At 64.0% G+C, this 22,525-nt stretch carries 2 protein-coding genes; both read right to left on the bottom strand.

Annotation, left to right across the window (positions count from 1 at the left end):
* Nucleotide 1: 1 nt before the first annotated feature.
* Nucleotides 2-1,153 (bottom strand): macrolide transporter subunit MacA, encoded by a 1,152-nt coding sequence (gene macA, locus AOA59_RS22345; protein WP_065929941.1) that lies wholly within the window; start codon nt 1,151-1,153, stop codon nt 2-4.
* Between the two features lie 121 nt (nt 1,154-1,274).
* Entirely contained in the window at nt 1,275-22,418 is a 21,144-nt protein-coding gene (locus AOA59_RS22340) for a non-ribosomal peptide synthetase (protein WP_099489104.1), read from the bottom strand.
* Nucleotides 22,419-22,525: the final 107 nt, after the last annotated feature.

Below are 22,525 nucleotides of genomic sequence, written 5' to 3'. Positions count from 1 at the left end.
GTCAGATCCCCGCCACGGCTGGGGTCGGATCACCGATAACGACTTTGTCACCTTCCACCAGGCCATCCTTGATCTGAGCCTTGACGTTATTGTTGATTCCCACCTGCACGTTGCGCTCCTGGGCGTGGCCAGTCTCATCCACCACGCGCACGACGTACGAGCCGTCTGCATTGCGCTTGCCCAGCGCAGCCACTGGCATCATCAGCACATCCTTGGCGGTGTCCCGCACGATGCGCACCTGCGCGGTCATCGAGATCCGCAGGCGATGTTCCGGATTAGGCACGTCGAACAAGGCATTGTAGAACACCGCTGTGTTCTGCTTGGTGGTGCCGGCGGCCTGGGTGTCCAGGTAGTTCTGCGGCGCCGGCTCGGTGCCGCGCAGTTTGCCGTAATAACGCTTGTTGGCTTCGCCCAGGATCGTGAAGTACACCTCCTGACCCGGTTGGATATGGATCACATCCGCCTCCGATACCTGAGCCTTGATCGTCATGGTGTCCAGGTCTGCCAGTTTCAGCAGCACCGGTGCCAGTTGTTCGGCGATCACGGTCTGGCCTTCCTGAGTGACAATGCCGACCACATCACCGTCAATCGGCGCGACGATACGGGTGTAGCCCAGGTTGACCTTGGCGGTGTCGATCTGGATCCGCGCATTTTTGAGCTGTGCGTCCAGTGCCACCAGGTTGGCGCTCTGCACCAGATAGTTGGATTCGGCGGTCTCGAAATCCTGCTTGGAGATCGCGGCATCCGATTGCAGGCTGCGGTAACGCTCCCATACCGATTTGGTCTGGGCGACCTGGGCCGCCGTGGCCCTGCGTTGCGCGTCGAGGTTTTCCTCGTTGACCTGGGCCTGGCGCAGCGCGTTCTGCAACACCAACGGGTCGATCTCGGCCAACCACTGGCCCTTCTTGACCTTGTCGCCAAGCTTGACCTTAAGAGACTTCAACTGGCCGGAGACCTGCGCACCGACATCCACCTGCTTGACCCCCTGCAGAATCCCGGTGGCCAGCACCGAATTCTCGATCTCGCCCCGTTCGACCTTGGCAGTCAGATACTGCGGCGGCTCGGCCGGCGACTGCACCGAATAGACCACCAGGCCGGCAACAACGGCCAGACCCACGCCCCAGACAATCTTGCGAAACTTCGACTTTTCCATAGATGACCACTAATACGTTGAAAGGTAGGCCCGACCAGTTGCCGGGCTCGCGCTAAGTTGCGTGATTGCTTGCTTCAGGTAAGGGCGCAAGCGCCCGTGCCGGCTCCCCCTCTGCCACAGGTCATGAGGTCACCTTGCCGACCGGCACGACCAGCCCGTCGTGCCACCAGGACGCCAAGCTGTAAACATACGGCGCCTTGAGCAACGTGAAATGGTTGCCTGGGCCATACCAGGTCTCCAGGTGATCGGTATGCCGGCTCCACCCCTCGATCATGCCGGCCTGTTCGCGCTGATTGCCCTGGGCGTCCAGGGTCGGATCCTCGGCCAGCACCAGGCGTATAGGGCCGTTGAAGCGCGAGCGTGGCTGGTACACCGTGCGCAGTGCGGCACCGAAGGTACGCGCCGGGCCGTACATCACATCCGGGGTCGAGCGCGCCGAGAGCATGCCGACCCGCACCATGGCACCGTGCAACGCCGCCAGTTGCGCCGTTTCGTCAAGGCTGGCAAACACGTGCGGATCAATCCCGAAGGGTTTTCCGGCCGCCAGTTGCATGGTTTCGATCAGCCGCAGCAACACACCGGTGGCCGTATACGGCTTGCCGGCCACGCCGGTGCCGCCAGGAGCCTCACTGTCGACCAGGGTCAGGGACAGCACTTCACGTCCCAGCGCCTGCAGGCGCAGCGCGATTTCGAACGCCACCCAACCGCCAAACGAATGCCCCAGCAGATGCACGGGCCCGACCGGGCATTGCTGTTCCAGCGCCACCAGATACGCCTGCGCCGCCGATTCCACACGGCTATGGGGCACCGATTTGGCGTCCAGCCCACGGGGTTGCAGGCCATGGATCGGCCAATCCGGCCCGAACGCATCGGTCAGCCCGATAAAGCCGGTAACGCTGTCGCCGGCCCCAGGGATGCAGAAGATCGGTGCACGCCCGGCCTGCCCACTCTGGATCGTCAGCAGCGGCTGATGCAGCGCCTGGTTCGTGGCCGCCGGCAAGGCACTCAGGGCCGTGCCGAGGGCCTGGCCCAGCGCCGCGATGTGCGGCGCCTGCATCATGCTCTGGTGATCGCCCGGTACATTAATGCGGTGCAGCAACGCGGCCGGCACGATCTGATCCCAGCCCAGCGTCTCGCTGCTGCGTGAAGCGTCATCAGTACGCTGTTCAGCAGTGAACAAATGCACCGCAATATTCAGCGCGAACAGGTTGTAATGCGCCTGCGCATGGCCGTGGGCGACTTCACGATCCAGGTAAGCCCACAACCCATCACGTGACAGTGCCGCCAACTGCGGTTGCAACAAGCCGGCGTCGCGACAGCGTTGCAACAGGCTGTTGAAGTCCAGTTGCTCGGCTTCGCGCTCCAGCTGTGCCAGGGTCGCCAGCGCGTGGCTGTCCACCGGCACCTGGGCCTGGCAAAAAGCCCGGCACTGTTCAAGCAGATGCAAGTGATGGGCATGGGCCACCGACCAGCGCGCCTTGCCCTGGTCCACCAGGCGCGGCACGTGGGTATCGAGCAAGCCGAGGAAGCTCACCTCCTCGTCCATGCCGATCAACTGCGCCGCGATTTCGTACGCCAGTACCCCGCCGAACGACCAACCGGCCAGGCGGTAAGGGCCGTGGGGTTGAACCGTGCGCATCAGGTCGATATGCCGGGAGGCCAGGCATTGCATGGTCTGCAACTGCGGCGCCCCCCAGGCCACGCCTTCGAGCCCGTACACCGGAATATCAGCGTCCAGATGCTGGCCCAGCGCCGGGAAATACACATTCAAGCCACTGAACTCGTGCACCAGGAACAACGGAGCCTGCGTGCCCCCGGCACGCACGGTGACCAGGCCCTGTTCCAGCGTCGGCGCATCGGTGCGCAAGCGCAACAGCGCCGCCATCGACGCGACGCTGGCGTGCTGGAACAACTCTGCCAACGTCACCTGCACCTGTGCTTGAGCCAACAGGCTGACCAGGCGAATCGCCAACAGCGAGTGCCCGCCCGATTCAAAGAAGCTGTCGTGACGCCCCACTCGTGGCAGTTTCAGCACCTGGGCCCACTGGCTCGCCAACCGAGCTTCCAGCGCATCCGCCGGGGCTTCGTAGTCGCGGCTGAGCATCACCTGCTCCGGAGCCGGCAGCGCCTTGCGGTCCAGCTTGCCATTGGGCGTTACCGGCAAGCTGTCCAACTGCACATAGGCACTGGGCATCATGTACTGCGGTAAGTGAGTCAGCAGCTCCTCGCGCAGTTGCTCGATCGAAACCGGCGTCCCGCACAGGTAGGCCACCAACTGCTTGCCGCTGACCTGCCCCGCGCTGTCATCCCGGGCCATGACCACCGCCGCGCGCACACCTTCGCAAGCCAGCAGCGCACTTTCGACTTCGCCCAGTTCTATGCGGAAGCCTCGGATTTTCACTTGGTCATCATTGCGCCCCAGGTACTCCAGCGTGCCGTCCGGCAGCCAGCGGCCAAGGTCACCGGTTTTATACATTCGGCCTGGTGCATCGCTGAACGGGTCGGCCAGGAAGCGCTCGCGGCTCAGTTGCGGTTGGTTGAGATAGCCTCGTGCGAGGCCGGCACCGGCAATATGAATCTCACCGGCCACTCCCAGACCAGTCGGATGGCCATGGGCATCCAACACATACACACGGGTATTGGCAATTGGACGGCCAATGGCGCGTGGGTGCGGGTTGGCTGCGAACACCTCATTGGCGGTGGCGATAATCGTGGCCTCGGTCGGGCCATAGGTATTGAGCAAGCGTGGCGTATGCCCGCTGCGCAGGAACCAGTGCTGCACCGCTTCCGGGCTCAGTTCTTCACCACCCACCACGACTACCCGCACGGAGCTCGGAATGGCGGTCACAGGGTCGTCCGCCAGGCCCTGCCAGAACCGCGTAGGCAGACTGATCACTGACAGACGCGCCTGCGCCGCCAGCGCCCAGAATTGAGCGGCATCATTCAACCAGGCAGCGCTGCGCAGTACCAGGGTGGCGCCGCAGGTCAGCGCACCGAAGATCTCCTCGATGGAGGCATCAAAGTTGATGGTCGCAAATTGCAGTGCACGATCCCCCGCCGTCAGGCCGGTCAAGCCGCGAATGGCACGGATCTCGTTGCACAGACCGGCATGCTCGATCATCACGCCTTTGGGCGTACCGGTGGAGCCGGAGGTGTACAGCACGTAAGCCAGGTGCCCGCTGTCGAGCCCCCGTTCAGCCGCGAGCGGGTTGTGCTCGCTCAGCTCACGCCAGGGTTGCAGCGCACTGTTCAAGGTCACCACGTGCAACGCCTGTGGCAGCGCACCGAGCAACGGCAGTACCGCATACTCACTGAGCAACACTCGCGGCGCACTGTCGGCCAGCATGAAGGCCAGGCGTTGTGGCGGGTAGGCCGGATCGAGCGGCACGTAGGCGGCGCCAGCCTTCAGGCTGGCGAGCAAGGCCACCACCATCTGTGTTCCGCGTTCCAGGGCGATGGCTACACGGTCATCGGGCTGCACGCCGAGGGCGATCAAATGATGGGCTAACTGGTTGGCCTGGGCATTCAACTCGCCATAGGTGAGCGACTGGCCGTCAAACTCCAGCGCGATGGCATCGGCATTGCGCAGTACCTGTTGCTCGAACAACCCATGGATCAGTTGATCCTGGGCGTCGTCGGTGCGGGTCTGGTTGAAATCCAGCAACACTTGGCGACGCTCGACCAGCGGCAGAATCTCCAGGCTGCTCAGTGAAGCGTTCGGGGTGCGATCCAATGCGTCCACCAGGCTGTCCAACGCGCCGTGCATATAGGCACATACGCGCTGCGCGCCGATGTCCGGGCTGACCTGCACGGTCAGGGCAAAGGCCTGGCCAAAGTCATCGACGTCCAGTGACAGCGGATAGTTACTGCGCTCTTCACCGCCCAGGGCCTGGATACCGGCCCATACGGCAATGTCCTCACTGGAGGCTGCGCCGACACTGTGACGGTAGTTGAGCAAGGCGCTGAACAGCGGTGCCGGCGCGGCCACGCCGCTGCAACGCTGCGCCAAAGCCAGGGAAGCGTGTTCATGGCTCAACAGCGTGCTCAGGCGGGCATGGGTAGCCTTGACCCCCGCCTGCGCGCTTTCGGCACCCAGGCTGACGCGCAGCGGCAAGGTGTTGATAAACAGCCCCAGGGCGCGTTCGCCGCCCTGCATGCCGCCCATCAGCACGGTACCGAACACCACGTCATCCTGGCCGCAGACATGCGCCAACACTTGGGCCCATGCCACATGAATCAGGCTGGCGGCACTCACGCCCAGTTGCCGCGCAGCACTGCGCAGGCGCTGACCGAGGCCTTCTTCCACGGGCAGTTGCGCCAGTTCCAGGCCCCCCCCGGCTTGCACATCGTGCAGGCCGAACGGCAGGGTCGGTTCGTCGATGTCCGCCAGCATCGCGCTGAAGAACGCTTCATGCTCCTGTTCGGTCATGCCCAGGCGTGCCTGGGCCACGTAGTTGCGGTAGGGCACCGGTGCATTCAGGCGGGCTTCCTGGCCCGAAAGGAACGCCTGCAACTCGTATTGCAGGATGTCCATGGCGACGTGATCGAACAGCATGTGATGGAACATAAACAGCGCGGACCAGTGCTGTTGCGGGCCGTCATAGGCACACACCAGGCGCATCAGCGGGGCGTCATGCAGGTCCATGCGGAAATGGCGCGGGTCGAAGCGCTCACGCAGTTGCGCGGCGGCGTCGCCCTCGCCTTCCAGGCTGATCTCTTGGAGTGCGAATGGCACATGGCGCAGCACCACCTGCACCGGCTCGCTCAAGCCTTCCCAGCGCATGGTCGAGCGCAGGATATCGTTGCGCTCGACCACGCCTTGCAACGCCTGGGCAAAGGCGTCGAGGCGCTCGCGGCTGTCAAAGTTGAACGTCGCCTGCTCCAGGTAAACGTCGCCTTCATCGGCAAGCAAATGGTGGTAGAGAATGCCCTCCTGCAACGGCGTCATGCCGTAGATGTCCTGCACGTTGGCCAGTTGGCCCGGCACGCTGGCGACCAGGCTATCGATTTCGTCCTGGCCGAGGCTGGCCAGCGGCAACATCTGCGGGGTAATCCGTTGGCACGCGGCGCTGATGCCATTGGCCGGAATGGCCAGTGCACGGCGGCTGCCCACGACCTTGGCCAACCCCGCCAGGGTTGGGTGGGTAAACAAGGCGCCGACGTCGACCCGAAGGTCTTCCTGGCGCATGCGCTCCACCAGTTTGACCGCCAGCAGCGAATGGCCCCCCAGCTCGAAGAAGTTGTCATGCCGACCGACCTGCTCCAGCTGCAAGACCTGCGCCCAGATCAGCGCAAGACTGCGTTCGATACGCCCCTCGGGCGCCTGGTAATCACGGCTGGCCACCGCCAGCTGATCCGGGGCCGGCAAGGCCTTGCGGTCGAGCTTGCGATTAGGCGTCAGCGGCAAAGCCTCGAGGGTCACGAACGCAGACGGAATCATGTATTCGGCCAGTAACGGCGCCAGGTAACTGCGCAGGCCGGCCGCCGTGAGGCTGACCCCGGCGTGCGGTACCACGTAGGCCACCAGGCGCTTCTCGCCGGGCAGGTCTTCGCGGGCAATCACAGCCGCTTCCTTGACCCCGGCGCAGTTGCCGAGGCGCGCTTCGATCTCGCCCAATTCGATACGGAAGCCGCGCACCTTGACCTGGAAGTCATTGCGGCCCAGGTACTCGATCGAACCATCGGCCAGGTAGCGCGCCAAGTCACCGGTCTTGTACATCCGCGCAGCCGGCGCGGTGCTGAACGGATCAGCGATAAAGCGCTCGGCGCTGATGACGTCGAGGTTCAGATAACCGCGTGCAACCCCCTCACCGCCGATGAAGATCTCCCCCGCCACACCGAGCGGCACCGGCTGCTGCTGGCTGTCCAGCAGGTAGATACGGGTGTTGGCCATCGGTTTGCCGATGGTCGTGTTGCCGTTGGTGTCCGCGCTATGGGTCACGTAGGCCGCGGTGCAGGACACCGTCGCTTCCGTCGGGCCATAGGTGTTGATCAGGCGGGTATGGGCCGGACGCACTTCGTCCCACAGCTCCAACTTCTGCGCCGACAGCGCATCACCGGTGACGTTGATCAAGCGCACATGCTGCAAATGCGCCTGGGCCTGGTGCGGCGTGTGGTGCCATTCGGCAGCCAGGGTGTGCCAGTGCGCCGCCGTCAGGTGCAGGACGGTGGGCGTGATCGCCGGATCCTTCGCGGCCTCGCTGCCAAAGACATGGCGGCTCGGCGCCAAGGTTGCGCCCGCCAGCAGGGCCGGGAAGATCTCCTCCACCGACAGGTCGAAGTTCAGGGTGTTTTGTTGCAGCACCGTGTCCTGCGCGGTCAAGCCGAACAAGCGCGCGGCGTCCAGGCTGTAGTTGACCAGCCCACGGTGCTCGATCATCACGCCCTTGGGATTGCCGGTCGAACCCGAGGTGTAGATCACATATGCCAGGTGACGAGCTGTCAGGCCCGGTACCTGTGGGTTGTGTTCGGCCCCCGTATGCGGCGCATCGAGCAGCACGTGCGCAATCGTCAGCGCCGGCAGGCGCTCCAGCAGCCTGCGCTGGCTCAGCACCACCGACGGCGCACTGTCGGCGATCATGTAAGCCAGGCGCTCCGGCGGGTAGTTGGGGTCCAGCGGCACATAGGCGGCGCCGGCCTTCAGCACCCCGAGCAGGCCCACCAGCACCTCATCGCCCCGCTCGGCGCAGATTGCCACGCGGTCATCCGGGCCGACCCCAAGGCCGATCAACTGGTGCGCAAGGCGGTTGGCTCGGCGGTTCAGCTCGGCATAACTGAGGCGTTGCTGTTCGAACGCCACGGCGATGGCGTGCGGATGCGCCTCGACCTGGGCCTCGAACAACTGGTGAATGGTGCTGTCGTGCGGATAGGCCACCTGGTTGGCGTTAAGGTCGTGCAGCAGGTAGTTGCGCTCCTCTTCATCCAGCAACCGGATGTGTGCCAACCGGGCCTGGTCATCGGCGACCATCGCCTGCAGCAAGCGTTCGAAATAGCCCAGATAACGTTGCATCGTGGTCTCGTCGAACAGCGCGGTGGCGTACTCCAGTGCGCCGGCGATGTGGCCCTGCACTTCGCTGAGGTCCAATGACAGGTCGAACTTGGAAAAACTGCTGGCCTGACCAACCCCTTCGAACTGCAAGTCGCCCATCACCAGGCTTGGGCCGTCGCTGTTCTGCCAGGTCAGCAAGGTCTGGAATACCGGGCTATGGGCCAGGCTGCGCGCCGGCTTGAGCACCTCCACCACTTGCTCGAACGGCAAGTCTTGATGGGCTTGCGCCGCCAGCGTGCGGTCCTTGGCATGGGCCAGCAAGGCTGCCACGCTCAAGTCTTCGCCGGCGCCGATACGCACCGCCAGGGTGTTGACGAACAGGCCGATCAGCCCTTCGACTTCGGCGCGCATGCGGTTGGCGGTCGGCGAGCCGATCACCACTTCATCCTGGCCGGACAACCGGCAGAGCAACGCGGCCCACGCCGCCATCATGGTCATGTACAACGTGGTGCCGTGGCGCTGGCTCAGGGCCTTGAGCCCGGCGGTCAGGTTGACGTCGAGCAGCAGGCTCAAGGTGGCGCCGCTGTAGTCCTGGCGAGCCGGCCGTGGGCGGTCGGTGGGCAGCATCAGCAGTGCAGGCGCATCGGCGAGCACTTGCTGCCAGTACTGGCTTTGCTGCTGCAGGACTTCGCCACTCAACCAACGCCGTTGCCATACGGCAAAGTCGCTGTATTGCAGGGTCAACGGCGGCAGCGGATCGGCGTGGCCAAGACGGAACGCCTCGTACAGCGCCATCAGCTCACGGGTCAGCACCCCCATCGACCAACCATCGGAGACGATGTGGTGCATGGTCAGCAGCAACACATGGTGATCGTCGGCACGCTGCAACAGGCAGGCCCGAATCAACGGTCCTCGCTCCAGGTCGAAGGGTTCCAGCGCGTCGGCACTGATATGCGCCTGCAACGCGACATCATTGTCGACTGACAGGCGCAGCAGCGCGAACCCCTGCTCCGGCGGGTCAATACACACCAGGGGTTCATCGTTGTGTTGCACAAACCGGCTGCGCAGGGCTTCGTGACGCGCCACGATGGAGGCCAGCGCGCGTTCCAGCGCCCGGGCATCCAGGTGGCCCCGCAGCCCGAGGGCGATCGGCATGTTGTAGGCAGTACTGGCGCCTTCCATCTGCGCCAGGAACCACAAACGTTGCTGGGCGAACGACAGCGGTAAGTCCTGGTCTCTAGGCACCGGCAGGATGGCCGGCAAGGTGCTGCGCGCCGCCTGGGCCAGCACCTGGGCCAACGCGGCCAGTTGCGGCTGGGCAAACAACTCGGCCAGGCTCAACTCCACGCCCAGCCGCTGGCGCACCTGGGAGATCAAGCGCATCGCCAGCAGCGAATGCCCGCCCAATTCAAAGAAGTGCCCCTGGCGTCCGACCTGCTCCAACCCCAGTAAATCCTGCCAGATCTGCGCCAGCGTGGTTTCAAGCTCGCCCTCGGGGGCTTCATACACGCCACTGACTACCGCATCGAGGCCCGGCGCCGGTAGCGCCTTGCGATCCAGCTTGCCGTTGGGGCTCAGCGGCCATACCGCGAGCTGCACATAGGCCGACGGCACCATGTACTCCGGCAATGCGCCTTGCAGGTAGGTACGCAGGTCTTCGACCTTTGGCGCCTGCCCTGTGAAGTACGCCACCAGGCGTTCATCACGCACCAGTACTGCCGCTTCGATGACCTCGGGACAGGCCGCGAGCAAGGCTTCGATTTCACCGAGCTCGATGCGCAGGCCGCGAATTTTGACCTGGTCGTCATTGCGCCCCAGGTAGTCGAGCGTGCCGTCTGTACGATAGCGCGCCAGGTCGCCGGTGCGGTACATGCGCCCGCCGGTGGTGTGCGGGTCGTCGAGGAAACGCTCGGCCGTCAGTTCTTCACGGTTGAGGTAACCGCGCGCCACACCGGCGCCGCCGATGTACAGCTCACCGACGCTGCCGGTCGGCATCGGTTGCCCGTAGGCATCCAGCACGTAAAGCGTCAGGTTGCGCAATGGGCGGCCCAGGGGAATATCGCCCGCCCCATAGCTCGAAAGGTCGGCGTCGACCGCGTGCCACGCAACCACGTCGCTGCACTCTGTCGGGCCATAGCTGTTGATGAAGAGCGGGCGTGGGGCCTGTAGTTTTTCCAACTGCGACAGTTTGATCGGCTCACCGCCCAGGACCACCCTGCGCAGGCCGCTCAACACCTGTTGTTGGTCGGCATCGATCAGCGCATAGAACGCACTCGGTGCCAGGTTTATGTGGGTGATCGCCTGCTCGCCGATCTGGCGCACGATACTCGCCGGATCAAACGGGCTGTCCGCCAGGTGCAAGGTGGCACCCACCGCAAGGCTGGCGAAGATGTTTTTCTGAGTCAGGTCGAAGCTGTGGGAGGTCAGCAGCAGCACCGCATCGCTGGCGTCCAGCCCGACGTCTTCGAGGTACCAGCCAAGCATGTTGACCACGCCCTGGTGCTCGACCATCACGCCTTTGGGCTGACCGGTGGAGCCCGAGGTGTAGATCACGTAGGTCAAGTGCGTCGGGCTCAGCCCGGCCACCTGCGGGTTATGCAGGGCGTGCTCGCGCCAATCGCCACCGTCAAGGTCGACCACCGGCAGCCCCGGCGCGCAGGCCAGCTGTGCGGTCACGCCGTGCACCAGCAACGCCGCCGGAGCGCTGTCTTGCAGCATGTAGTGAATACGTTCCAGCGGGTAGTTCGCGTCGATCGGTACGTAGGCGCCGCCGGCCTTAAGAATCGCCAGCAGACCGACGATCAACGCAGGGCTGCGCTCGACACAAATCGCTACACGTGCATCCGGTTGTACGCCGAGCTGGCGCAGATGATGGGCCAGTTGGTTGGCGCGCTCGTTGAGTTCGCGGTAGGTCAGCGAGTGATCACCCGCCTGCACGGCCAGTGCTTGCGGGATGCGCACGGCCTGTGCTTCAAACAGGCTGTGCACGGTGCCGGGGTTGAGCGGTGTGCGCAGGCCACTGAGCACGACCCGTTGCTGTTGGCGCTCCGGTTCATCGAGCAGCGGCACGCGCGCCAGCACACCCTGATCATCGCTGACCATGGCCTGCAACAGGCGATCGAAATAACCCAGGTGACGCACGAGTGTCGCCTCATCGAACAGCGCCGTGGCGTAGCTCAGGGAACCGATGATATGGCCTTGGGCTTCGCTCAATTCGAGGGACAGGTCGAACTTGGCCGCCGTGTTGATCTGGCCGCCGCCCTCCACTATAAGGTCGCCGAATGCCGGGGCCGCGCCCTCGCTGCCCTGCCAGGTGAGCATGGTCTGGAACAGCGGGCTGTAGGCCATGCTGCGCACCGGCTTGACGATATCCACCACTTGCTCGAACGGCAGGTCCTGATGCGCCTGCGCGCCCAGCGCCTGGGTCTTGACCCGCGCCAGCAAAGTTTGCACCGTCGGTTCGCCCGAGGCATCGATGCGCACCGCCAGGGTGTTGACGAACAGGCCGATCAGGCTCTCCACTTCGACCCGATTGCGGTTGGCTACCGGCGAGCCGATGACCACTTCATCCTGCCCGGACAAGCGGCTCAGCAATACAGCCCACGCCGCCAGCAGGGTCATGTACAACGTGGTGCCATGCCGCTGGCTGAGTGCCTTGAGGCCCTCGCTCAACGGCGCATCCAGCTGCAATGGCAGCACCGCGCCGCTGAAGTCCTGCTGCGCCGGACGCGGGCGGTCGGTGGGCAGGGTCAACACGGCCGGCGCGCCGGCCAGGGTCTGCTGCCAATACAGGTTCTGCTTGTGCAGCACCTCGCCACTCAACCAGCGGCGCTGCCACACAGCAAAGTCGGCGTATTGCAACGCCAACGGCGGCAACGGGTCGGCCAGGCCCTGGCTGTAGGCGCCATACAACGCCACCATTTCGCGGGTCAGCACGCCCATCGACCAGCCATCGGCAGCAATATGGTGCACGGTCAGCAGCAACACATGGTGTTCATCGCCCAGGCGTACCAGGCGCGCCCGCAGCAGCGGGCCGTTGACCAGGTCGAACGGCGCCAGTGCTTCATGCTCGGTCAGTGCCTGCAATTGCTGCGGGGCGTCGGCCTGCTCGCGCAGATCATCCTGCTCCAGTACGAACGAACCTTCGACCGGAGTAAACACCAGTTGCGGTTCATCATTGTCCACCACGAAGGCGCTGCGCAGCACTTCATGGCGACTGACGATCTGCGCCAGTGCGCGCTCCAGCGCCAGGGCGTCCAGTGTGCCACGCAGGCCCAGACCGATCGGCATGTTATAGGCCGCTGCGGCATTGTCCATCTGTGCCAGGAACCACAGGCGTTGCTGAGCAAACGACAGCGGCAACGATTCTTCGCGGGACACCGGCACAATCGCCGGCAAGTGGCTGCGCCCCGCCTTGGCCACTACCTGCGCGAGTGCCGAGAGCTGCGGGTGCGCAAACAGCGCCGCCAGGTCCAGCTCCACGCCCAAGTGCAGGCGTACCTGGGAGATCAAGCGCATGGCCAGCAACGAGTGGCCGCCCAGTTCAAAGAAGTGATCCTCGCGCCCGACCTGCTCGACCTTGAGCACTTGGCTCCAGATCTGCGCCAGGGCGATTTCCACCTCACCCTCGGGCGCTGCGTAGCCGCGCGTGAGTAATGCCTCCTGATCGGGAACCGGCAGGGCCTTGCGGTCCAGCTTGCCATTGGCGGTCAGCGGCAGGCTGTCCAGGCGCACATACACCGCTGGCACCATGTATTCCGGCAACTGCGTCTGCAACGCACTGCGCAGGGCTTGACGGTCGACCGGCTGGTGTTCGGTGAAGTACGCCACCAGGCGTCCTTCACGCGCCAGCACCACGGTTTCGCTGACGTCCGGGTACTCGCTCAAGCGGCTTTCGATTTCGCCGAGTTCGATGCGCACGCCACGGATTTTCACCTGGTCGTCGTTACGGCCCAGGTAGTCCAGGGTGCCCTCCTCCAGCCAGCGTGCCAGGTCGCCGGTACGATACAGACGCGCCGACGGATCCTGGCTGAACGGGTCACGCAGGAAACGTTCGGCGCTCAGTTCCGGGCGGTTGAGGTAACCACGCGCCACACCGGCACCACCGACGTACAGCTCACCGACCACGCCTTTGGGCACGGGCTTGAGGTGTTCGTCGAGCAGGTAGACCTGGGTGTTGGCGATGGGTTTGCCGATGTGCAGGTGCTGGCCGGGGTTGATCAGGCCGGAAGTGGCAACCACCGTAGCCTCGGTCGGACCATAGTTGTTGACCACCTGAAAACGCTGCGGCGTGCTGAACTGACGCAGGCGGTCGCCGCCGATCAGCAAGGTTTTAAGGGTCGGGTGTTGCAGGTCCTGGCTGAACGCGTATTCCGCCACTGGAGTGGGCAGGAAGCTCACGTCCAGCGGCTGTGCCAGCCACCAATGCAACAGCGCATCGATGTCTTCGCTGCCCTCCTTGGCCGGCGGCAGGTGCAGGGTCGCCCCCACGCAAAGGGCTGGCCAGACTTCCCAGGCCATGGCGTCAAAGCCAAACCCGGCGACGCTGGAGGTTTGGCTACCGGCGTGCAGGTTGAAGGCCTGGCAATGCCAATGCACCAGGTTTTCCAGGGTACGGTGTTCCACCATGACCCCTTTGGGCAAGCCGGTGGAGCCGGAGGTGTAGATCACATAGGCCAGGTTCGCCGACGTCAGGCCCTGCACGTTCGGGTCAAGTGTCGCACGGCGATGCCATTGATCACTGTCCAGCTCGATCACCGGCAATGGCGTGTCGCTGAGCAATGAGCGGGTATTGGATTGCGCCAGCACCAGCACCGGCGCGCAGTCTTGCAACAGGTAGGCGATGCGTTCCTGCGGGTGCGCCGGGTCGATCGGCACGTACGCCGCGCCGGCCTTGAGGATCGCCACCAGGCCGACCAGGGTTTCAAGGCTGCGCCGCGCGCAAATGGCCACGCGGTCATCCGGGCGCACCCCCTCTTCGAGCAGGCGGTGGGCCAACTGATTGGCGCGCTGGTTGAGCTGGCGATACGTGATGTGCTGGTCACCCTGGCACACCGCCGTGGCATCCGGTTGCCGCTCGACCTGCGCCTCGAACAGCCGGTGGATGGTCTGCGGCTCGGGGTAGTGCACGGCGGTGACGTTGACATCAACCAGCACCGCCTCGCGCTCGGCGGTAGACAGCACCGACAATTGACTCAAGGCCAGCTGTGGCGTTTCTTCCAATGCGTTGACCAATTGCGCCAGGGCCGTCTGCATAAAGCCGCAAACCCGTTGCGCACCGATTTTTTCCAGCGCCTGGGCATTGAGTTGGAAGCCTGCGCCAAAATCATCGATGTTCAACACCAGCGGGTAGTTGGTGCGCTCTTCCATGCTCAGGGCCTGGATGCCATCCCAGGCAGCGATGTCCGCACTTGTAGCCTCGACCGGCGCACTGTGCCGATAGTTGAGCAAGGTATTGAACAGCGCTTGCGCCGCCGGCAGGCCGCTGCACTGCTGAGCCAGGGACAAAGACGCGTGTTCATGGGCAAGCAATTGTGACAGGCGTTCGTGGGTGACACGCACCGCCTCGCGGGCACCGTGCTCACCGACACTGACCCGCAGGGGCAAGGTGTTGATGAACAGCCCCAAGGCCCGGCCGGCGCCTTCACCGCCTTGCAGGCGGCCGAGCAACACCGTGCCGAACACCACTTCCTCACGCCCGGCAACCTGCGCCAACACCTGCCCCCAGGCCAGGTGCATCAGGCTCGCAGCGCTGACCCCGAGCAGACGCGCTTGCTCACGCAGGCGCGCGCTCAATTGACTGTCGAGCATCAGGTGGGCTTCTTCGACACCGCTGCCATCGCCCTGCACATCGCGCAGGCCGAACGCCAGGGTCGGCTCGTCAATATCACCGAGCAGGTCAGTGAAGAAGCGTTCATGGGCCTGTCGATCGGCACCGAGGCGCGACTGTGCCACATGGTTGCGATACGGAATCGACGGCGCCAAGTGTTCGGTATGGCCCTTGAGGCTGGCCTGGACTTCCTCGATCAGCACCTCAAGCGCGGTGTGGTCGAGCATCATGTGGTGGAACAACAGAATGCCCACCCAGCGCTGGTTGGCGCTGTCCTGGGTATAGGCCAGGTGCATCAGTGGCGCACGCTGCATATCCAGGCGGTAATGGCGTGGGTCGAACTGACTGTGCAATTGCGCCAGTACGTCACCGTCGCCCGCGTCGATCACCACTTCTTCCAGGCCCAGGGTTGCCTGGCGCCAAACCACCTGCACCGGCTCTTCGAGCCCGTCCCAGACAATACTGCTGCGCAGGATGTCGTGGCGGTCGATGACGCTCTGCAGTGCCTTGGCAAACTGGTTCACCGGTTCCGGTCCGGTGAAGGCAAACAACATATGCAGCAAGTAGGCATCGCCTTGCGGCGCAGCCAAGTGATGGTAGAGCATGCCGTCCTGCAACGGCGCCAGCGCGTAGATGTCCTGCACGTTGCGCGTACCGCCCGACACACTGGCGACGACACGGTCGATGGCCGCCTGGTCCAGGTCGACCAGCGGCAGCAAGTCCGGCGTGATACGGGAGCAGTCCAGACCGATCAGGTTGGCCGGTACCACCAACGCTTGATGGCCACCGACGGCCGCCGCCAACGCCGCCAGGGTCGGTTGACCGAACAACACGCGCACGTCGGCGCTCAAGTCGATCTGACGCATGCGCTCGATCAATTTGACCGCCAGCAGCGAATGACCGCCCAGCTCAAAGAAGTTGTCATGGCGGCCCACGCGAGGCACGTCAAGCAACTCTTGCCACAGCGCCGCGAGGGTCTGTTCGACCTCGCCTTCAGGGCGCTCGTATTCACGTCGGGCCAGGGCGTCGCCGTCGGGTGCCGGCAGAGCCTTGCGATCAAGCTTGCCGTTGGTGGTCAGTGGCAAGCGCGCCAGCATGACGAACGCGCTGGGCACCATATAGTCGGCCAGCGACACCAACAATTGAGTGCGCAACGCCGTAGCCGATGGCTCTGCGCCCTCGGCCGCGATGACATAAGCCACCAGGCGCTTGTTGCCGGGTGCGTCTTCGCGGGCAATCACTACGGCTTCACGCACGCCTTCACAGGCGGCCAGGCGCGCTTCGATCTCACCCAACTCAATGCGGAATCCACGGATCTTCACCTGGTCGTCATTGCGCCCCAGGTAGTCAATGCTGCCGTCCGCCAGCCAACGCCCCAAGTCCCCGGTCTTGTACAGGCGGGCATCAGCACGGCCGCTGAACGGGTCGGCGATAAATCGTTCGGCGTTCAATTCAGGTCGGTTCAGGTAGCCACGGGCAACCCCGGCACCACCGACATAGAGTTCACCGACGACACCCACCGGCACGGGTTCGCGCTGGTCGTCAAGGACATACAGCTGCAGGTCGGGAATGCGCCCGCCGATGGGGCTAACACCCACCAACTGGGCATCCGCCGCTTCAAGGGCACGATAGGTCACGTGCACGGTGGTTTCGGTGATGCCGTACATGTTCACCAGTTGCGTGCCGGCGTTGGTCGTGCGCGCATACCAGGGCTTGAGAAGCCCCGGCTCCAGGGCTTCGCCACCGAAGATCACCTGCCGCAGGGAGTGCTTCAAGGCGCTCTGGCCCTGGGCGGCAATCAACGAACGAAAGGCACTCGGCGTCTGGTTGAGGACGGTGACGCCCGCGCTGCACAGCAGCGCATAACATTCGTCCGGCGAACGGCTGGTAAGCTGCGGCACCACCAGCAACTGGCCGCCATGGATCAGCGCACCCCAGATTTCCCACACGGAGAAGTCGAAGGCAAACGAGTGGAACAGCGCCCACACGTCCTGCTGGTTGAAGTTGAACCAGCCTTCGGTGGCGCTGAACAACCGCGCTACGTTGCGGTGTTCGATCATCACGCCTTTGGGTAGCCCGGTAGAGCCGGAGGTGTAGATCACATAGGCCAGGTTCGCCGAAGTGAGGTCGGGCACCTGTGGGTTCAGCGCTGACTCGACTTGCAAGCCCGCCGAATCCAGGTCGATCACCGGCACCGACAACTCGGCCACCAGGGCGTGAGTCGCCTGCTGCACCAGCACCGCCACCGGTGCGCTGTCTTGCAGGGTGTAGCTGATGCGTTCCTGCGGATAGGCCGGGTCAATCGGCACATAGCCGGCACCCGCCTTGAGGATGCCCAACAAGCCGACGATCATCTCCAGGCCACGTTCGACGCAGATCGCTACGCGATCGTCCACGCGCACACCCAGGCTCAACAGGCGATGCGCAACCTGGTTGGCACGGCGGTTCAGTTCGCCGTAGCTCAAGCGCTCATCGTCAAACAGCACGGCGGTCGCGTCAGGGCGTTCAGCGGCTTGCTGCTCAACCTGATGGTGGATCAAGGCCGCGTCGGCAAACAGGCTGTCGGTGGCGTTCCAGTGCTGCAACAGGTGCTCGCGCTCAAGCGCCGGCAGCATCCCCAGGCCTCGCAACGAGGCCTGCGGGGTCTGCTCCAGGGCTTGCACAAGGTTGTCGAGGACGCACTGCATGTAACCGCAGACCCGCGCGGCGCCAATCGCCGCATCGGCCATCACCGAGAGGCTGAATGCCTCACCCATGTCGTTGACCGACAGGGTCAGCGGGTAGTTGGTGCGCTCCTTGCTGTCGAGCACCGCAATGCCTTCCCAGGCCGCTACCGCTTCTGCCGAGACGTCTGCACCGCCGAGCTGGCGATAGTTGAGCAGCGAACTGAACAGGGGTGTGGATGCCGCGATTTTGCTGCAGCGCTGCGCCAGCACCAGCGAGGCATGCTCATGGCCGAGCAAACCGGTCAAGCGTGTATGGGTGCTCTTGACCATGGCGCGCACACCGGCCTCACCCAGACTGACCCGCAACGGCAAGGTATTGATAAACATGCCGAGGGCACGGTCGGAACCTTCACCGCCCTGCAAACGTCCCAGCAATACGGTGCCGAACACCACATCGTTGCGCCCCGAAAGGCCACCCAGCACCCGGGCCCATGCCAAGTGATACAGGCTGGCCGGCGTCACACCCAGTTGGCGTGACTGCGCGCGCAAACGCTGGCTGAGGCGATCATCCAGCGCCAGGACCACCTCCTCGACGCCATGACCGTCGCCCTGCACGTCTTGCAGGCCAAACGGCAAGGTGGGCTCGTCAATGTCCCCCAACATCTCGGTGAAGAACGCTTCGTGCTCTTCGCGGCTAACGCCCTGGCGTGCCTGCGCCACATAATTACGGTACGGCACGGACGGCGCCAGCAACGCTTCTTCGCCACGGGTGTGGGCTTCGATCTCCGACGTCAGCATCCGCAGCGAGGTGGCGTCATCCACCAGATGATGCAGCAGCAACACCGCGACCCAGCGTTGGTTCGGCGCATCTTCGCTGTAACCGATGCGCATCATCGGCGCCTGGCGAATATCCAGACGGTGATGACGCGGGTTGAGGCATTCGGTCAACTGCGTGGCGATATCGCCGCCGGCCGGGTCCAGGTGAATCTCGTCGACGCCCAGCTCCGCTTCGCGCCAGACCACTTGCACCGGCTCATCAAGACGCTCCCACACCACCGCGGTACGCAGGATGTCATGCCGGGAAATCACGCCTTGCAGCGCAGCGGCAAACCGTTGCAGGCGCTCGCGGCTGTCAAAGCTGAAGGTTACGTATTGCAGGTAGGGATCGCCTTGGGCAGCGGCAAGATGGTGATACAAGATCCCTTCTTGCAGCGGCGCCAGGCTGTAGATTTCCTGGACGTTGGCCGCACCGCCCGGCACCGTCGCAACAATGCGGTCGATGGCGGTCTGGTCCAATTCAGCCAGGGGCAGCATGTCCGGGGTGATGTGTGCGCAACCCTCGGGCACCCGACGGGCGGGCACCACCACATCCTTGCTCGCACCGGCCACGGCGGCCGCGAGTGCGGCCAGGGTCGGTTGGCCAAACAACACGCGCACATCGGCGCCCAGGCCGACCTGACGCATGCGCTCGATCAGCTTGACGGCCAACAGTGAGTGACCGCCCAGTTCGAAAAAGTGATCCTCACGGCCCACGCGCTCGACCCCGAGCAGGTCTTGCCAGATCGCGGCAATCGTGGCTTCTACCTCACCTTCGGGGGCCGCGTATTGCCGGCGCGCCAACGCGTCGGCATCCGGTGCCGGCAGGGCTTTGCGGTCGAGTTTGCCATTGGTGGTCAACGGGAACTGCGCCACCCGCACAAAGGCGGCCGGTACCATGTATTCAGCCAGGGACAGCAGCAACCGCTGGCGTAATTCGGCGGCCGATGGTTCGGCGCCGTCGCGGGCGATGACGTAGGCCACCAGGCGTTTGTCGCCGGGCTCATCCTCACGGGCAATCACCACGGCCTCGCGCACACCGTCACAGGCAGCCAGGCGCGCTTCGATCTCGCCCAACTCAATGCGGAAACCACGGATTTTAACCTGATCGTCATTGCGCCCCAGGTAGTCGATGCTGCCATCGGCCAGGCGACGCCCGAGGTCACCGCTGCGATACAAGCGCGCCGCGGCGCGGGTGCTGAAAGGGTCGGCAATAAACCGTTCGGCATTCAGTTCCGGCCGGTTCAGATAGCCACGGGCAACCCCGGCGCCGCCGACATACAACTCGCCCACCACGCCGACCGGTACGGGTTCGCGCTGCTCGTCCAGTACATACAGCTGCAGGTCGGGAATGCGCCCGCCGATGGGGCTAACGCCCACCAACTGGGCATCCGCCGCTTCAAGGGCACGATAGGTCACGTGCACGGTGGTTTCGGTGATGCCGTACATGTTCACCAGTTGCGTGCCGGCGTTGCTGCTGCGCGCATACCAGGGTTTGAGAAGCCCCGGTTCCAGAGCTTCGCCGCCAAAGATCACCTGACGCAGGGCGTGCTTGAGTTCGCTCTGGCCTTGGGCGGCGATCAACGAACGAAAGGCACTCGGCGTCTGGTTGAGGACGGTGACGCCGGCGCTGCACAGCAGCGCATAACAGGCGTCAGGCGAGCGACTGGTGAGCTGCGGCACTATCAGCAACTGCCCGCCGTGCATCAGCGCACCCCAGATTTCCCATACGGAGAAGTCAAAGGCAAACGAATGGAACAGGGCCCACACGTCCTGATCATTGAAATTGAACCAGGCCTCAGTGGCGCTGAACAGGCGCGCCACGTTGCGGTGTTCGATCATCACGCCTTTGGGTAGGCCAGTAGAGCCGGAGGTGTAGATCACATAGGCCAGGTTCGCTGCGGTCAGGCCCGGCACCTGAGGGTTATCGGTCGATTCAGCGCGGCAATCGCCAGCGTCCAGGTCGATCACCGGCACCGACAACTCAGCCACCAAGGCGTGAGTCGCCTGCTGCACCAGCACCGCCACGGGTGCGCTGTCTTGCAGGGTGTAGCTGATGCGCTCCTGCGGATAGGCCGGGTCAATCGGTACATAGCCGGCACCCGCCTTGAGGATGCCCAACAGGCCGACGATCATCTCCAGGCCACGTTCGACGCAGATCGCCACGCGATCATCCACGTGCACGCCCAGGCTCAACAGGTGATGCGCAACCTGGTTGGCGCGGCGGTTCAGTTCGCCGTAGCTCAAGTGCCGGCCTTCATAGACCAACGCACAGGCGTCGGGGTGTGCCGCCGCCTGCGCCTGGAACTGGCCATGAATTAACGCACTGTCGGCAAACACTGTGTCGCTGCTGTTCCAGTGTTGCAGCAGGTGTTGACGTTCGTTCGCCGGCAGGATACCCAGGCTTTGCAGGGGGGCTTCTGGTGTGTGTTCCAGGGCCGCTACCTGATTTTCCAGTGCCGCATGCAGGTAATGGGCGACGCGCGACGCACCGATTTCGGCGTCGGCCAGTACGGTGATGTGAAAGTCTTCACCCAGGTCGTCGAGGTTGACGGTCAGCGGGTAGTTGGTGCGCTCTTCAGCGCCCAGGGCTTGCATGCCGGCCCAGGCCGCCTGGGCCTCGGCACTGCTGCCTGAAGCACTGTGGCGGTAGTTGAGCATGGCGCTGAACAGCGGCGTGGGCGGCGCAACGGCACTGCAGCGCTGGGCCAGGGCCAACGAGGCGTGTTCATGCTGGAGCAAGGCGGTGAGACGCTGATGGGTCAGCTTCAGGCCGCTGCGTACGCTTTGCTCACCCACGCTCACGCGCAGCGGCAACGTGTTGATGAACATCCCCAGGGCGCGATCCGAACCTTCGCCCGCGTGCATGCGACCCAACAGCACAGTGCCGAACACCACTTCCTGGCGCCCGGAAACCTTGCCCAGCACTTGGGCCAGTGCCAGGTGCATGACGCTGGCCGCGCTGACGCCCAATTGCCGCGCCTGCACGCGCAGACGCTTGCTCAAGCCGTTGTCGAGCATCAAGTGGCTTTCTTCAATGCCGTGGCCATCGCCCTGCACATCCTGCAAACCGAATGGCAGCGTCGGCTCATCAATGTCGCCAAGCATCTCGCGAAAGAATGTTTCGTGTTGTTGCTCACTGACCCCCAAGAGCGCCTGGGCCACATAGTTGCGGTACGGCACCGGCTCACCCAGGTGTTCGGTCTGCCCGAGCAGGAAGGCTTGCATCTCGTGCTGCACCACTTCCATCGCGGTATGGTCCAGGGCCATATGGTGAAACAGCAGCACCGCCACCCAGCGCTGGTTCGGCGAATCCAGGGCAAACGCCACGCGCATCATCGGCGCCTCGCGAATGTCCAGGCGATAGTGGCGGGCATCGAAGCGGGCGCGCAACTGGCCGAGCACATCGCCGTCGCGCGGATCCAGGTGCAGTTCTTCATGGTTCAACGTGGCCTTGCGCAGCACTACCTGCACCGGTTCATCCAGGCTTTCCCAAACCACCGTGGTCCGCAGGATGTCATGACGCTTGATCACGTATTGCAAGGCCTGAATGAAGTGCTCCAGGCGCGCGCGGCTGTCGAAGGCGTACTGCGACTGCAGCAAATAGGGGTCGCCCTGCTCAGCGCTCAAGTGGTGGTACAGCATGCCTTCCTGCAACGGCGCCAGCGGGTAGATATCCTTCACATTGGCCAGCCCGCCCGGCACGGCGTCGACGATCTGGTCGATGGTCGCCTGCTCCAGCGTGGTCAACGGCAGCATCTGCGGGGTAATGCGGTAAGCCGGGCTCAACCAGTCACCCCCGTTGCGGGTTATCAACTCAAGCAATTGCGCCTTGTGGGTGCGTACGTTGTCGATCAACCCATCATCAAGCGCCTCATCGTCGCCGAGGATGATCAAATCATCCTCCTCACGTTGCAGATGGATCGCGTGGGTCGAAAGAACTGCCATCAATTCGCTGAAGTGCATGTTGTGACCTGCTTAAGATTCGAAAACAGTGACGAGAAAGTCCGGTTTCAATTGCAACCTGTGCATCGCGCATTGAGCAGCAGCGCCAAGCCCGTCATGGGCAGGAC

Source organism: Pseudomonas sp. 2822-15 (assembly GCF_002742515.1).
GTDB classification, from domain to species: domain Bacteria; phylum Pseudomonadota; class Gammaproteobacteria; order Pseudomonadales; family Pseudomonadaceae; genus Aquipseudomonas; species Aquipseudomonas salomonii.
This window is presented reverse-complemented; position numbering and strand designations above follow the sequence as displayed.

What these genes read in the sequence shown, in the direction of transcription:
- macA (WP_065929941.1), bottom strand. Translation starts at nt 1,153, where the DNA reads ATGGAAAAGTCGAAGTTTCGCAAGATTGTCTGGGGCGTGGGTCTGGCC.
- AOA59_RS22340 (WP_099489104.1), bottom strand. Translation starts at nt 22,418, where the DNA reads ATGCACTTCAGCGAATTGATGGCAGTTCTTTCGACCCACGCGATCCAT.